The sequence below is a fragment of the Pisciglobus halotolerans genome (assembly GCF_900113675.1).
Classification (GTDB): domain Bacteria; phylum Bacillota; class Bacilli; order Lactobacillales; family Carnobacteriaceae; genus Pisciglobus; species Pisciglobus halotolerans.
This window is the reverse complement of sequence record NZ_FOQE01000027.1, coordinates 14,239-28,604: the sequence shown is the minus strand read 5'-3', so window position 1 is coordinate 28,604 and position 14,366 is coordinate 14,239. Positions and strand designations below refer to the sequence as shown.

12 protein-coding genes and 1 pseudogene are annotated in these 14,366 nt (G+C 38.6%); 1 reads left to right on the top strand and 12 read right to left on the bottom strand.

Annotated features, from left to right (window positions below; translation table 11 throughout):
* The 4 genes and pseudogenes from BM057_RS08710 to BM057_RS08695 all read right to left on the bottom strand — a co-directional run.
* Window positions 1-229 (bottom strand): annotated as a pseudogene (locus BM057_RS08710) (ISL3 family transposase); the annotation flags it as partial.
* Between the two features lie 107 nt (window positions 230-336).
* Window positions 337-1,620 (bottom strand): hypothetical protein, encoded by a 1,284-nt coding sequence (locus tag BM057_RS08705; protein ID WP_092093008.1) that lies wholly within the window; start codon window positions 1,618-1,620, stop codon window positions 337-339.
* Between the two features lie 204 nt (window positions 1,621-1,824).
* A complete protein-coding gene (locus tag BM057_RS08700; RefSeq protein WP_092093006.1) occupies window positions 1,825-2,733 on the bottom strand; it encodes an aldo/keto reductase in 909 nt (302 codons plus the stop codon).
* A gap of 221 nt (window positions 2,734-2,954) precedes the next feature.
* The gene (locus BM057_RS08695) at window positions 2,955-3,788 is read right to left on the bottom strand and encodes a metallophosphoesterase (RefSeq protein WP_092093003.1); all 834 of its coding nucleotides are present in this window, start codon (window positions 3,786-3,788) and stop codon (window positions 2,955-2,957) included.
* A gap of 144 nt (window positions 3,789-3,932) precedes the next feature.
* Between BM057_RS08695 and BM057_RS08690 the strand changes: the two genes are divergently transcribed.
* The gene (locus BM057_RS08690; RefSeq protein WP_092093001.1) at window positions 3,933-4,154 is read left to right on the top strand and encodes a hypothetical protein; all 222 of its coding nucleotides are present in this window, start codon (window positions 3,933-3,935) and stop codon (window positions 4,152-4,154) included.
* Between the two features lie 45 nt (window positions 4,155-4,199).
* On the opposite strand, the gene BM057_RS08685 is transcribed toward BM057_RS08690, so the two are convergent.
* The 8 genes from BM057_RS08685 to BM057_RS08650 all read right to left on the bottom strand — a co-directional run bounded on the left by BM057_RS08685 (window position 4,200) and on the right by BM057_RS08650 (window position 14,049).
* On the bottom strand, window positions 4,200-4,832 hold the full coding sequence (locus BM057_RS08685) for a hypothetical protein (RefSeq protein WP_092092998.1): 633 nt from the start codon (window positions 4,830-4,832) through the stop codon (window positions 4,200-4,202).
* A 166-nt stretch (window positions 4,833-4,998) separates the two neighbouring features.
* Window positions 4,999-6,822, bottom strand: a complete 1,824-nt coding sequence (locus BM057_RS08680) for a hypothetical protein (RefSeq protein ID WP_092092995.1) — start codon at window positions 6,820-6,822, stop codon at window positions 4,999-5,001.
* A gap of 45 nt (window positions 6,823-6,867) precedes the next feature.
* On the bottom strand, window positions 6,868-7,482 hold the full coding sequence (locus BM057_RS08675) for a COG1470 family protein (protein ID WP_092092992.1): 615 nt from the start codon (window positions 7,480-7,482) through the stop codon (window positions 6,868-6,870).
* A 558-nt stretch (window positions 7,483-8,040) separates the two neighbouring features.
* Window positions 8,041-8,547, bottom strand: a complete 507-nt coding sequence (locus BM057_RS08670) for a signal peptidase I (RefSeq protein ID WP_092092991.1) — start codon at window positions 8,545-8,547, stop codon at window positions 8,041-8,043.
* Between the two features lie 85 nt (window positions 8,548-8,632).
* Complete coding sequence (locus BM057_RS08665; RefSeq protein WP_177186214.1) at window positions 8,633-9,739, bottom strand: PfkB family carbohydrate kinase; 1,107 nt, start codon at window positions 9,737-9,739, stop codon at window positions 8,633-8,635.
* 550 nt (window positions 9,740-10,289) lie between these two features.
* On the bottom strand, window positions 10,290-10,958 hold the full coding sequence (locus tag BM057_RS08660; protein WP_092092986.1) for a P-II family nitrogen regulator: 669 nt from the start codon (window positions 10,956-10,958) through the stop codon (window positions 10,290-10,292).
* A gap of 4 nt (window positions 10,959-10,962) precedes the next feature.
* On the bottom strand, window positions 10,963-12,498 hold the full coding sequence (locus BM057_RS08655; RefSeq protein ID WP_342708098.1) for a DUF1538 domain-containing protein: 1,536 nt from the start codon (window positions 12,496-12,498) through the stop codon (window positions 10,963-10,965).
* 294 nt (window positions 12,499-12,792) lie between these two features.
* Window positions 12,793-14,049 carry a mechanosensitive ion channel gene (locus BM057_RS08650; RefSeq protein WP_047392528.1) on the bottom strand — a complete coding sequence of 419 codons (1,257 nt, stop codon included), beginning with the start codon at window positions 14,047-14,049 and terminating at the stop codon, window positions 12,793-12,795.
* Between the last annotated feature and the right edge of the window lie 317 nt (window positions 14,050-14,366).

The window sequence follows — 14,366 nt, the reverse complement described above, 5'->3', positions numbered from 1 at the left end:
CATGAGTCAGTGTGAGTGTAGAACATTTTGTGCCATGTTTGATAAGATCCTGATAGGAGTTGTTTTTGACGCCGCAAAGTTTACAGCAGGAAGGTCGATAGGTCAATTTTCCGTGTACTACCAGATATTCTTGATCCTTTTTCTTTTCCTTTGTAACGGGAACTTCAGCTAATTGAACATTTGGGTCTTTAATATTGAGCAATTTTTTTATAGAATGAGTGTAGGCCATGTGAATTCTCCTATTCTTTTGTGTGGTAACTTAATTATAGGAGTTCACTGGTCTTTTTTCATTTAAAAACAAAAAATAGTGCCAGTGAACCGATTGGTCCACCAACACTATATATTATAGAGCCATTTTTTCTCATAGTCAAAGTCATCAATCGAATATTCCACATTTTCTACCCGTCCTGATTCCAAATAAGCTTGTTCCATATCACTTGGAATATTGAAGTAAACCGGCATAATGGTTTTATCTTCTAGGATGCCAAACGTATCCTCTTTCAAAGTGAATTTTTGTTTATCCAAGTACTTGTCACCATTCTTGTTCCAAAACGAAACAACCATATTCATGTTTTTCATATCTATACCTGTGCGGTTGACGATAATGAAAATAGCTGCCGTGCCTTTTTCTTTTTGGTCCAAATAGAGGCCTGTATAGTGGATAGCAATATCGTTTTCGATCCCGATTTCAGAAGTGTTGTTAATGACCGATTGAATGTTTTGTAATACTGGATCTGATTCTACTGTATACCCATGCTCCAATTCATCTTTTTGCGGTACCAATGGCAAATCACTTTTCTGTTCGGTTGCTGAACTTGAGCTGCTGGATTCGCTAGCGCTAGAAGAATCTTCTCCAGCGGTGATGCCAGTATCGTTTTGGCTAGAGCTTGAAGAATGCGGGTTTTCGCTGTTGGCTTCTTCATAGTTGAAAGAATTCACAGCGATTTTTTCCTGACGTTCTTTAGAGATTTGGAGTAGCAAGTCTTTGTCCTTTTGATCGATCGTCAAGTATAGTGGCATAGCTGTATTTGGCTCGAGTACGCCAAAACTTTTTTCTGCCAACTGATAAGGTTTGTTTTCAAACAGCATTTGCCCATCAGCGGAACCGAATGTTAGAGAAAATTTCACGTTTTTCATACTCTTGTCTGTTCGGTTGACAATAATGAAGATCGCATCAGTACGGTCATTGTTGTCAAGATACAAGCCAGTAAAGTAAAGCGACACATCGTTTGCGATGCCTAAATTGTCTGCTTCCATAACCAACTTTTCGATTTGCTGCAAGACTGTATCTGTTTCAACCGTTAGCCCATTCTCGATCTCTGACTTTTGCGGAACAAATAAAATATCCGACTGCTTTTCCGGTGCTGTGCTCTCTAAGTCTGCTTTGATTTGTGTATCTGCTTTGCTGCTTGCTTTGCTTTCTAGACTTTGCGAGCTGCTCTCTTCAGATGCTGCTGAAGATTTGCTTTCATCAATGATTTCTTGGCTTGTGACTGTCGTGCTGGCAATGGACTCAGAAGTCGACTCTTTGTCGCTCACATTGTCCAGTACATAGTTTCCAATTTGCTCACATCCTGCCATGAAAAATACCTCGACCAACAACACGATTACCTTTTTCATGGTACCCCTCCTCATTTTACCTCTTTTCTTTTTTAGATTCCCAACAAAAAACAACGACATTTATTCTTCTACCAAAAGTATACGTTAAAGCGTTTCCGTTTAACATTGATTTGCTTGTGATTTACAAAACGAAGTCCATTGTAGTGAAAAAGAGCTCCGGCAAAGGTTTTTTCCTTTTCCGGAGCTCTTTTCTATCTCCTTTAGTTATCTTCTGCGATAGTTTTGGGCATTGTTGTCTTGGCCTCTAAAGTTGAGGCGTTGACGGGTTTGGTCGGCATAAGTCTCTGCATCATGACCACGTTTGCCCGTTGCGATATCCAGTTTGTTTAACGTATCCATATCTTCGTCTGCCAATGTAAAGTTAAAGATATCAGCATTTTCACGGATATGGTCTTTGTCGCTAGAACGAGGAATGGCGACTACATTTCGTTGAATATGCCATCTTAACGCAATTTGACTGGGCGTTTTGTCGTATTTTTTAGCGATCGAGTGAACGTGTCGATTTTCAAGCACTTTCCCTTTATGCAAAGGTGAGTACGCCATCGAAACGATGTTTTCATTGTCACAGAAGTCATTGGTTGCTGGGTCACTGTCTCCCGGATACATTTCATATTGGTTAACAGCTGGCCGTACTTTGGCTTCTTCTAGCAGCGGCGCCAGATCAGCTCGTTTAAAGTTTGATACACCGATAATGCGAACGCGTTCTGAACCATAAATATCTTCTAGTCCTCTCCAAGCGTCCAAGTTGACTTCATCATCAGTAGCTGGCTGATGGATCAGCACCATATCAATATAGCCTACATTCAATCGTTCTAAACTTGCATTTACAGAATCAATGGCTTTATTAAAATCCATACTGTCTTTTTCGATTTTGGTTGAAACAAAAATATCAGACCGCTTGATGCCGGCATTGATGGCTCGGTTTATGCCGCGTCCCACATCTTCTTCATTATCGTAGTTGGGAGATGTATCTACTAAGCGGTAGCCTTGGGTCAAAGCATAGAAAACAGCATCTTCTGCTTCTTTGCCTGTCAATCCGCCTGTCCCAATTCCAAGACCGGGGATCGTATACCCATTATTAAGAGGAATTCTATCCATTAAACTTTCTACCATAATTCAATCGCCTCCTGCTTTATGATTACCTTCAGTTTACCGAAGACGATGAAAAACTTCAAAAGAAACCCCTTGCAGTTTGAAAATTCTATTGGTCGTTCCTTCATATCCTATCATCGTTTTTGATAGCAGCTTTTAAACCGTTGATAAGATTCTGCCAACGTTAAAAGAAGGCAAAAAAAAAGCTGGATCGGAACATCCAACTTTCATCTGTTATTCTGTTATTTCAATTCAGTCACAATGATCTCAGGTCGATTATTAAGACGGAAAGGAAAAGTTGAATTTCCAATACCTCGACTGACGATCATTCGTTTACCTGGCATTTCAGGATCATAGTAAACACCAGCTGTATATTTCGGAAATGTCCCTTGTCCTGGCGCAAATAGTCCGCCGATCAAAGGCAATCGGAATTGTCCGCCATGCGCGTGTCCAGCAAATATCAAATCTGGCACATGCGTCAAGTCCATTAAATACTCCTCTAAAAATTCAGGATGGTGAGCCAGTAAAATGCGAACTTCTCCCTCCCACTCTGAAGAGAGCTCTACATTTTTCAAAATAGGTTTAGGTGCTGCTTCGAAGTCTTCTTTTTCAGCCAATCCCATTACTACAAGACCAGAATGATTGATCGGGAACCAGACGGCTTCATCCAACAACACTTTTACGCCAGCTGAAGATAACGTTTCTTTCCATTTTTCCAATTTTTCATTCGCAATATCATGATTTCCAGTCACCGCAAAGGTTGGGGCGATCTCTACTAACGCTTTGCAAAATTCGGCAACTTGAGCAGCTGGAAATGTCTTATCACCTTGAATCACATCACCTGTTAATAAAATCATATCTGGTGTTTCATCTTTAACTTTTTTGATCAATCTTGAGACTGGTGCACCTTGTTTAGGAAAATGCAGATCCGTCAGCTGGACGATTTTCGTTCCTTTCATAGAAGATTCCATAAAAGGAATTTTAATCGATATATGCTGTGTTTTGATCCATGTATTTTCGATATAAAGGTAAATCAAAATCACAAGAACGATGGCTATACTTATACCAAGAATCATTTTTGTCTCTCCAAACTTTTTTTTCTTTATTCTAAACTTTCTATAGTTTACCACACTTTTAAGAAAATAAGCATCTGATAGGCGCTTTATTTTGTACTGTGTTATACTTAAATTGAAAGAAAAAACAGAAAAGGGGTGAAAGTAATGGTCTCACAACCGCCAAACACCAATGATGGAAGGCAGCCGATCTTCAACCCGGAATCTTTAAAGGATGCTGCCCGTTCAGAAGAACCCGAAATCGATGAAGAAAAAACAGAAGCGGAAAAAGAAGAAGAAACCCGTGCTGAAGATTTCGTTTCTTTTGGCGATCCAAGCAAGCTCGAAGACGTCAAAGAAAAAACAGCTGACGATAAAGAAGAATCTTAATCCTTGCAAAAAAAGAGAGAACCTTTGCTCTCTTTTTTTGCTGTCCTAAATCTCCTGTTCCTCGATCCGGCATAACTGATCTACATAATTCGTATCATAAAAATAATGTTGTTTTCCTTGCCAGACATTCAGTTTCACCGAAACGATGCCTTTGTCCTGATTGTTAAGCAAGATCTCTTCACTCAACGCCCGCAGCACGATCAATAGTTCTTTCATTGATAAATGCGGCAAGGATACATGAACTTTGATTTCACCTGTCACGAGATCAAGTTCATTATCGCTCACATCCACCTCCTCAAGAAATCCTTCTTTTAATAATGCGGAAGGAAACATAACCGCTTCTTCACTTAATCCCTTATTTCCGTTCGAAGCCGTTTCTTTCTGTTTTTGGTTCTCTATCGACGTTGCAATTCCATCTACCTTCCTTTCATGCCCATCATTTTTTGTATCTACTTCAATGACCTCCACAGTTTCATCAAAAACCTCTCTTTTTGATTCCTGCCCCAACTGTTCAAACGAATGAGAAGCATCTCTTTCTAGAAATCCGCCTCTATCCTTCACGATTACTTGAGCCATCAAAAAAAGCACAGATAGTTGCAGTAAAATGACCGCAAAAATCCATGCTCTTTTTGATTTTATCTTTCGATAATGTTTGAAATGCTCCACCAGACGTCTCATTTTAACGATTCCCCCTGTCATACATGAAACCGCTGCTCAACTGTTTGATGACAGCTTATCCTGTATTTTTGACGATCAAGGACTTTGAAAAAAGTACTTTGTCTATTCCTTATATCGGTCAGACAAGAAGATACTTAAGAGACGTTTGATTTATCTAGTGAGGATCTTATTGTTTTTCTTTCATGTTGACTTGAATTTCTCTTTCTTCAATCTTCGTGTGTTTTCTAGCACTCGTTAGGACCTGATACGTAAAACTTCTATGATCATAGTATGGATTGATGGGTTTGTTTGATGCATAACCAAGCGAAACTTTCATGATCGACCCGTCACTGCTGTACGTCTGCTCTTTGAAATAGAAGCCATCACCCTTTTCCTCTGAGTTTTTAATCTTCACATCAAGTTTTTCTTTTTCAGGATTAAAAACAAAAATGTCTAGGATTTGTTCATTGATAAAGTAAGGCACCCCATCGATTTCTTCCTCTGATAACACAGCTTCTAGGGTATTGATGTCGCTTTTGATCCCTTTTTCATCTCTGTACAAAACAGCTTGTTTTTTATTTACCCCAGGCCATGCACGCGTATCCTCTACATAAGGCAGCAACTCTATAGGGCGTGAGAGATGCATCGGTTTTCCTGCATTACCGATCAATGCTACATCGAATTGCAGGCCTTCATTGTATGCAGTAGAGTCTTTCGTCTTTCTTCTCAAATGAAATCCAGACTTGTTCTTACTGATGAGTTCAACCAAACCAGCATTTTCTCCTGAGATTTCAGCTTTCGTTTTTACATGTGATGGAAGCGAAATCGTTTCAAAAGGTTTTGTCATATTCATTTGTTCACCATTGTTGGTCAATTGAAGAAACACATCTTTTGGTTCACCAAACAAATAGATAGGGATCTCTTTATAGGTTCGGTCATATTCTTCTAGACGCTGATCTGAACTCACTAAGACTTTTGCAAGATCGATCCCTAGATTATTGTGGATCGAATCAATTTGGCAATAAGCCGAGTGTTTTCCGTAATAAAAGGATAGACGATAATAATTGCTGTTTTTAGGCTTAAACAAATTCATTGGCAAGACATTGGGATTTAAAGAAAGGGTCACTTTCAGTTTATGAGAATCATTGCCAACTTGCTCTACTTTACTTACCAGTTGTTGTTGATCACTCGTAAATTTGAAATCGGTATAAGAGACAGAAGGCGCAATCTCAATAAAGAGAACGGATTGATTTAATCCAACTGCTTTATTTTCTTGCGTGTTAGAAAAATAGATCATTGGTTCAAATCTAGACGTATTATACCTTATCTGGTCATTGACCTTTACCCATTGATCCGAATCATCTGGAGGCCAATCCCCCTGATCTTCTGGCTTTTCTTCTTTTGACTTGATCGTCACACTTTGTTTGATCGTGGTTGTATCATAAAACATCTGCTCTTCTGGCGTTTTTGCATTCGTCTGCAACAATAAGAAAGTCAGATGAATATTCCATCTTTCATCTTTTTGCGGCCGTTCTTTTACCTGACCAGTTAAGATTCCCTTTATTTTTTCTTCTTTATTTAACTTCATTGGCGTCTTTCCTTGAAGCAAAAATTGATACTCATCTGTATCAGTGTTTAGTGGAATGGATTGCTTCCCCTCTAGCTCAATCGTCAATGCTAGATCAGACAAAGCGTCCTTTGAAACTTTATGCCCCTTTTGATCTAATATTTCTACTTTATAAGCCAGTTTGCCATCGAGTGTGCCGGTATTTCGCAACTGAAAACTTTGCCATTCTTTTTTACTTGTTTCTTGAATGATTATCGGTGTTTCGCTTTGCAGTATGTCACTTTCTATCGTTACAGTCCCTAAAGAAAGTTTCATTCCTGCTGCAACATCAGCTGAATCATTAAAGTAAGCTGTTGCTGCTTTACCTGTAAAAGAAAGAATAAAAAAAGAAAAGAGTGTACAACAGAAATAAAAAAGACCGACCCAACGTTTTCTTTTTTTCACTCCTGTTCCCCCTTTTCTTAAAAAAGCTGTTATTGATTCATCGGCCTATTGAGCAGCTCGATCGTTCGTTTGAGTAGCTGTGACCGTTATGGCGTTTTCAATGAGGTCTTCTGTTTGGGCATCGTCTCCTATCGCATCAAATTCTTTTCCTGCCATTTGCACGTTAAGATCTTCAGGAACAGCAATTTCCATTACATACGTCACTTGGCTTTGTGGACTCAAGGTTTTCGTATGCGCTTGTGGTTGCTCATTCTTTTCATAAAAGGCAACGGTAAAGCCCTCTTTTGCTTTTACAGTATGGTCAACGGAAATGGTTTGCGCTAAGTTGCCTACATTTTTAAATGTAAACTCTCTTCGAAACTTATCTCCTGGTTGGACAAATTTAAGGTCTTTCGCTTTCTCTTCTTCAATATAACCCTCAGATGATTGTCCAAGATCCAACTGCGTATTTTTCTCAGTTCCTGAATTTAAGTACAACCAACCTTTATCTTTAACAGACTCGATCTTCAAATGACCCATCGTCAATTTAATGCCCGTTTCCGTTTTCGTAGACTCCGTAAAGTAAGCTCTTGTTCCATAAGCAACGATACTGATCAATAAAAGCAATCCTAATAGTAAGGGTAACTTTCTCATCTTCTGATGATGTTTATTCTTTTTCATCCTGAACCTCCATGATATTTTTTAAATTATCCTTGTCATTTCTTCCGTTATTTAATATAACATTCTATTTTTTATAGTCAACGAGAGATAAAAATATAAAAAAACAGTTTTATTCATTTGTTATTCAAACTATTGTTTAAAGAAAAACAGATAAATCATCCTTACCCTCTTCTCAATTTTCCTATTTCATCAGTAAAATGCTCTCTTGCTTTTGAATAAATAAGTAAAACTGTTTAATATTATGGACAAATGTTTATTCATTACTCTTCAACAGTTTTCAAAAAATTGTTGTCTATTTATTTGTAACTCTTACTTTCTTTTCGTAAGTTTGCATATTAAAAATTGAGCTTGTATAAAAAAGAAAGTTCTCATTTTATTTTTGCCAAACAATTGTTATTCTTATAAAATGTACTTCATCAAGCTATTTTTTAAAGTTTAACGATCATTTTGATAAAAAGCACAAAAAAAATAAACATAGAACGGGTATAAAAAACCAATCCATGCTTATTAATTGTATAATTTATGAATAATTATTAAATGTGAACATTTATTGACAGTTTAACTTTCTGCTTCTTTTGCTTTTTCTCGATCTGAAGTCAAGTACCAGTAGATGAGATAAAGTCCTAGCAGCGCCACCAGCAGGGCAAAAAAGATCGGCTTTTGGGTAGCTGCAATGAGATAGCCGTAATAAGGGACCATGAAAGCCAGTTTTCCTATGTAAGTTGTCCTTGTCGTTCTGCCTTGATCCAATAAATGATTCGCGTCTCCTTGTGTGACCAATCCTTCAGCCGTCACTTCTTTGACACGATGCGAAACAATGGTCTCATCACGTGTAAAAGTGATCACATCTCCTGCTTTGACCTCTTCGTATGGGATAGTGCGAACGAGAATGAAATCTCCTGCTGAAAAAGTAGGCTCCATGCTTCCGCTCACAACGGTATAACCTTTCCAGCCAAAGAAACCGGTAGCGGCAGGCGATGAGAAAAAGCTGACAATAGCCGTTAAGGTAAAAAAGACGACAACAACTGTCAAAAGAACTTGCCCTGCTCTTTTTAAAAGTTTCATTTTCTATTCTCCTTTGCTTCATTGTATGGTAAACGTTGATATCTTAAATGTACTATAACGTTTGTCTTTCAATGAAACAATCTTTTTATTTGCTCGCTTCATATTTTTCTAAGTCCATCTGCAGTCGTTTGACAGAAAGATTTGGGCGAACGATACATTTCTCCTGAGCCGTGTAATAGCCATTCAATAATCCTGCACGAATACTCGTTTCAATGTCTTCGCCTTTCAGCTGATAATGAATAACAGCTGCACACATCGCTTCATTCGTTCCCCATTCATAAGTTTTATTCTTTCCAAAAGGGTTATGATAAATTTTCATTTTATCTTGGCAAGCATAAACAGTTTTTTCGCTATCCTTTGCAATGATAATGGCTTCTACCCCTTTATCAACAAAAGATTGTGCTGCTTGCTTGAGTTCTTCATCTGTTTGGACCGGCTGATCAAGATAGGCTTCTATTTCATTATTTTTGCTATAAATCACAACATCACTTAAATCATCTGGCAATTGAAAAACTTTTTGGATCGAAGCCGTAACGATGATCATTTGGATCCCTTTTTCTTTCGCCAAATACATCAAGTATTCAGTCGTTTCTTTGGGACAATTGGTATCCACAACGATAAATTTCGCTCTCTTTATCGTTTCAATGTGTTTGATCACCCACGTCGTCGTTAGTTGATTATAGATCTCAACATCTGCCATCCCCATGACGACATTTTCATCTTGGTCCAGTACTTCGATAAATGAACCTGTTTTTTGGTTTTCGATCACTTCTATCTCACGCAAGTCGACTACTTCCTTTGAAGAGGACTTGATCAAATGTCCTGCCATATCATTGCCGACGATAGAAAAAAGCTGAACGTCTTCTTCTAGCCTTCCCAAGTTCTCAGCGATATTGCGAGCTACACCACCAACGGAGTAACGTGTGTCTACTTCGTTCGTCAGCTCAAAGCGCAATTGATCCTTCACAATATACCGTGTATCGAGATTGGCGCCGCCAATACAAACAATCGGTCGGTTTTCATTGATCACATAGGCTTTTCCTAATAAATGCCCTTTTTTTACCAAACCAGAAATCATATTTGCAACGGCTGAGCGAGAGAGTCCAATCTTTTCAGATAGTTCTTTTTGTGAGATAAAAGGATTATCACGAATCAGGTCAATGATTTTTTCTTCCTTTTCATTTAAAGCCACAACAACCATTCCTTTCGACCTCTAATTTGGCTTTTATCTTTTTCATTTACAACTAAATCATAGCTTAACCGCTACTTCTCTCGTTTTGCTTTTTAGGCAAATAACTATGAGGTCACTATATCACTTTTGCATAGCAAGTGACTAGTGAAAGGTTTACTTTGTCAAAGTTTAGCCTTATTTTGGTTTCTTTCATTTAACATTTGTTCTATAGCATACATTTTTGTACACATCCAAGGAAGCAATAAAGTGGTTCTACAATAGTTAACGTTGGTCTGTAAAAAATCAATTTTTTTAATGTTAAGCTCGTTAGAATCCTATTTCTAGAAATTTCAGGAGGCGCATAGGGCTACTGATAGCCATGAAAAAAGATGCAATGTGTTCTCATGGCTTTCCATCAGTAGCCCATCGACCGTAGGAAATTTCTTTACCAACGTTAAAAGAGGAAGAACCAATAAAGTTACCATTAGTTCTCACCATACTGATCAACGTTAAATGATACAGAACCCAAAAAAAAGGAAATGAGCGGTCTCACTTCCTTTCTTTGTCTGTGTTATTCAAATAATCCTTTTGCCTCGTTGACATCTGCTGTGAAGAGAATGCCGTTTCCAGGCTGCTCGATTTGGATCGCATTGCTGATAGAGGTCACGATTGGCTCTACTTTATCTGATTCAGCTAATACAAGAACGATCTCTTTTTCAGGTTCAATATCCATTGCAAATACTCGACTTGTTTCATGGATACCAGAGCCGCGTGCGTTGATGATCGTACCGCCTTTTGATCCAGCTGCTTCCGCTGCTTCAATGACATCATCCGCGCGTCCGCGTTCTACAATCGTAAATATCGCTTGGTGCATCGTTCCATTCTCCCCCTTAGTTGTCTTTTCATGGTAAACACTGTCTCTTCTTCCTAACACGTTCATTAAGGGAATCGTAAAGGCGATCCCACGATTCGGTTTATCTAATTTCAAGCGTTTTGCACAAATGTTCAATAAACTGTCAGCAATCTCTTCTTCAGCAACCATCAATACGATTTCTTTACGGATATCTTGTAATCCTAAAAACTTCAATGCCGAATTCCGTATTGTACCGTAACCGTAAAAAACAGTGCCACCTGTTACACCATTTTTCTTTGCTAGTCGAACGAGTGCACTACCGACCGCATCATTTACGATAAGAAAAAGAAGCTGATAATTTTTCCCTATTGTTTCTCTTTCAGACATAGTATCAATGGTCCTTTCTTACAGATTGAATTTTAAAAATAAATCCGAGCATTTGCAGCGTAATAATCGGCATCAAAGCCACCATCGCAATCATACCAAATCCATCTCGGATCACATCTGCCCCTTCGATGGCTTGGGCAGCTCCTTGAGCAAACGCTAAAATAAAGGTCGCTGTCATCGGACCTGAGGCAACGCCGCCAGCATCAAAAGCCATCCCAATAAACATTTTCGGAACGATAAACATCAACCCCAAAGCGATGGCATAGCCTGGCACTAAGTAATGCCACAATTCCAATCCAGGCGTCAAGATTCTCACGATCGAAAGCAAGATAGCCAAGCCGACGCCTAGTGACAAAGCCACCAGCACAGCTTTTCTTTTTACATATCCATTCGTAACATCTTCTATTTGATGCGTCAAGACATAAACAGCCGGTTCGGCCAAAATCGTTACTAATCCTAGCACAAACGCAATCAAAAGTAAATAAACGTTCGTGTCTAATGAAGCAAGCGTATATCCGATCACGCTTCCGACATCCATAAAGCCAGCATTAACACCAACTAAAAATAAGACCAGCCCAATATAGACATAAACGATACCGATAATGATTCGTCTCAATCTTCGCTTAGGCAGCTTCAAAGACAACACTTGATAACCAGCAAAAATCAAAACAATTGGCAAAAGTGCGATCAAAATTTCTTGCCCGATACCTGGCACAGCTGCCAAAAAAGGTTTGAAGATCGCTCCGCCAGCTGTGGCATCGACTTCTAAATTACCCGATAGATCATGATGTTGAGTGATAATGTTTAATAGTAAAACGGACCAAATGGCACCTGAAGAAGCAATCGCTACTAGACCGAAGCTATCTTTTTCAGAAGCTTTCCCTTTTCTTAATCCTGCAACACCGGCAGATAAAGCTAAGATAAAAGGAACAGTCAAGGCACCAGTCGTCGCACCAGACGCATCAAATGCCATTGCTAAAAATTCCGGTGAAACAAATAGAGCTAAGATAAAAATAAAGCCATAGACAACAGCCAATATTTTATACAGAGGAAAATTAAAAACCACCCGCAGCAAACCAATGGCCATCATGATCGCGATCCCGATCGAAACGACCACTAAGATGATTGAACTAGGTACTGCTCCTCCTGTCACGGTATTGATTTGATCTGCTAAGATGTGTAGATCTGGTTCTGCAATGGAAATAAAGAAACCCAGCATAATACTGGATGCTAACACGATCCAGACTTTATTACTTTTGGCGATCCCCTTTCCTAAGTAGCTTCCGATCGGCGTGATCCCTAGATCAGTACCGAGCAAAAAGATGGATAAACCGATGATGATAAACACTGCCCCAATCAAAAAACGAATGAAGACATCCTTTTCGAGGGGAGATACGGTGAAGTGGAGCAAGGTAACGATAACAACAACTGGAAGTACAGACATGAGTACTTCTTTAAATTTGTTGATCAATGGATTCAAATAAAAAGCACATCCTTTCATTTTTTCACGCGCAAACTGATCAATGAAAGTGCCAAACAATTCCTTTTCTCATTTTTTAGACGTTCTCAGCATTAAAGTCACGCGAGCACTTGCTTTTGTCCCATATCTCTATTGTATCATAAAAACATACTTTTTGTAAGTGATAAGCCAAACAAGCTTGCGACTATGAACGATAGAAAGGGTTATTAGTACTTGTGCTCACAGTGCTTTTTTCGCATGATCGCCGTACAAGCTTCTTTCTTGTTTTTTCTTTTTTCAAAAAAAAGAAGCTGTACCTTCTAATGAGATACAGCTTCTTTCATTATTCGGTTCTTCTTTCGCTCAATGCGATTTTTAAACTGTTGGACGGTTGTTATCTGAAGAAGAAGCTTCTTCTTTCGTTTTCTTTTCAGCTTTTTCAAGCGTCCGTTTAGCAACATCGCGACCGCCAATACCAAATGCGATTGCAAATGCAATAGCGATACCACCCATGATGAATAGGAATGCGCCATTTACAATGCTTTGTGCAAATTGTAGTTGGTCTAATGCCATGAAAACAGAGAAGATGATCAAGATATATTTAACAATGTCTCCAAGCATTTGGCTGTCAGCAGATTTGCTAATGAAGTTGCCTAACATTGTGCCACCGATGATTCCTAGTCCAAGAATCAGAACTGCACTTAAAACAAGCGGCAAGTAGCTGATGATGGCTGCGCCAATATTGTTCAAGACTTGAAGATTCAAGACATTCAAAGCTTCAACTAAGAAGAAAACACCAATGACAACAGCAACGATTTGTCCAATGATCTTCGATAAGTCGAAGTTCATTTTGCCATTCATATTCATGTATTTCATTACATTGTTTACGCCCGTACCTTTAAGCAGGTCAGCCAATAAGTCGCCTACAAACTTCGCGATCATAAAGCCGATTCCAAGTAAGATAACAGCAACAAGGATATTCGGGATAGCCGCTAAGATCGTATTCAATACGCCGATGACCGGACGTGAAATTGCTGCAATACCTAATGTGTCAAGCGCAGCCGTAACGATTGGAATCAAAATGATAATGAAAACAAGGTTAGCTAATACTTTAGCAAGTGTACCTTTTTGATCAGCCGGTACGTCTTTGTTTTGATTTGACGGAGTTACTTTAGACATCCATTTGTCTAAGTTAACTGAAAGCAACAAGTTGTAAACCATGTTTTTGACAAATTTTGCTACGACATAGCCAATAGCGAAAATTAAGATAGCCCCAACAAGTTTAGGCAAGAAATTCAATGCCGTTGTAAACATGTTTGAGATTGGATCTGCAACTGCTGTTAAGCCTAGCATACCAAGTATTGCTGGTAAGAATAAGAGCCAAACGAGATAATACAATACGTTAGCTATCGCATCAATGGTCTGATTTGCTTGTTCAGTGTTCTGCGTTGCACCCCACTTTGTCAATAGTCGATTGAATCCGACTGCCTTCAAACCTTTCGAAGATCCCTTCTTCACCAACTTCGCTACAATCCATGCGATAATAAATAACAGGATGGCGCCGATAAGTGTCGGAAGAAAATTCATGAATGTCGACAATCCTGAACTGACCGAACTCGTAAATTCGTTCATTACAAACATCTCCTTCTTTTTTTATTTTTTCTTTCTACACCCATTAGTATAGCGAACAATCATTTTAAGTGAAACTAATATGCTTTGTTTTATTCAAATTTTTCTCACATTTTTTTGGATGACTCTTTTTTTTTATGCTGGAATTGAAAAAAACTCTTAATATAGCTGTTTCTATCAAAACATGTTGTCAAGGTTACTACATTAAAATAGTTGGACGATTTTTATGATCGATATGTTCACTATTCTTCTTCTTACCCTATTTTTGATGCTCACTTGTTTATAGAGCACCTTCCTATGAACAAGTCTAGAACTTTTCT

Bases quoted from the DNA above. Each gene is read 5' to 3' on its own strand.
- BM057_RS08705 (WP_092093008.1), bottom strand. From the start codon at position 1,620: ATGAAAAAGGTAATCGTGTTGTTGGTCGAGGTATTTTTCATGGCAGGA.
- BM057_RS08700 (WP_092093006.1), bottom strand. From the start codon at position 2,733: ATGGTAGAAAGTTTAATGGATAGAATTCCTCTTAATAATGGGTATACG.
- BM057_RS08695 (WP_092093003.1), bottom strand. From the start codon at position 3,788: ATGATTCTTGGTATAAGTATAGCCATCGTTCTTGTGATTTTGATTTAC.
- BM057_RS08690 (WP_092093001.1), top strand. From the start codon at position 3,933: ATGGTCTCACAACCGCCAAACACCAATGATGGAAGGCAGCCGATCTTC.
- BM057_RS08685 (WP_092092998.1), bottom strand. From the start codon at position 4,832: ATGAGACGTCTGGTGGAGCATTTCAAACATTATCGAAAGATAAAATCA.
- BM057_RS08675 (WP_092092992.1), bottom strand. From the start codon at position 7,482: ATGAAAAAGAATAAACATCATCAGAAGATGAGAAAGTTACCCTTACTA.
- BM057_RS08670 (WP_092092991.1), bottom strand. From the start codon at position 8,547: ATGAAACTTTTAAAAAGAGCAGGGCAAGTTCTTTTGACAGTTGTTGTC.
- BM057_RS08660 (WP_092092986.1), bottom strand. From the start codon at position 10,958: ATGTCTGAAAGAGAAACAATAGGGAAAAATTATCAGCTTCTTTTTCTT.
- BM057_RS08650 (WP_047392528.1), bottom strand. From the start codon at position 14,049: ATGAACGAATTTACGAGTTCGGTCAGTTCAGGATTGTCGACATTCATG.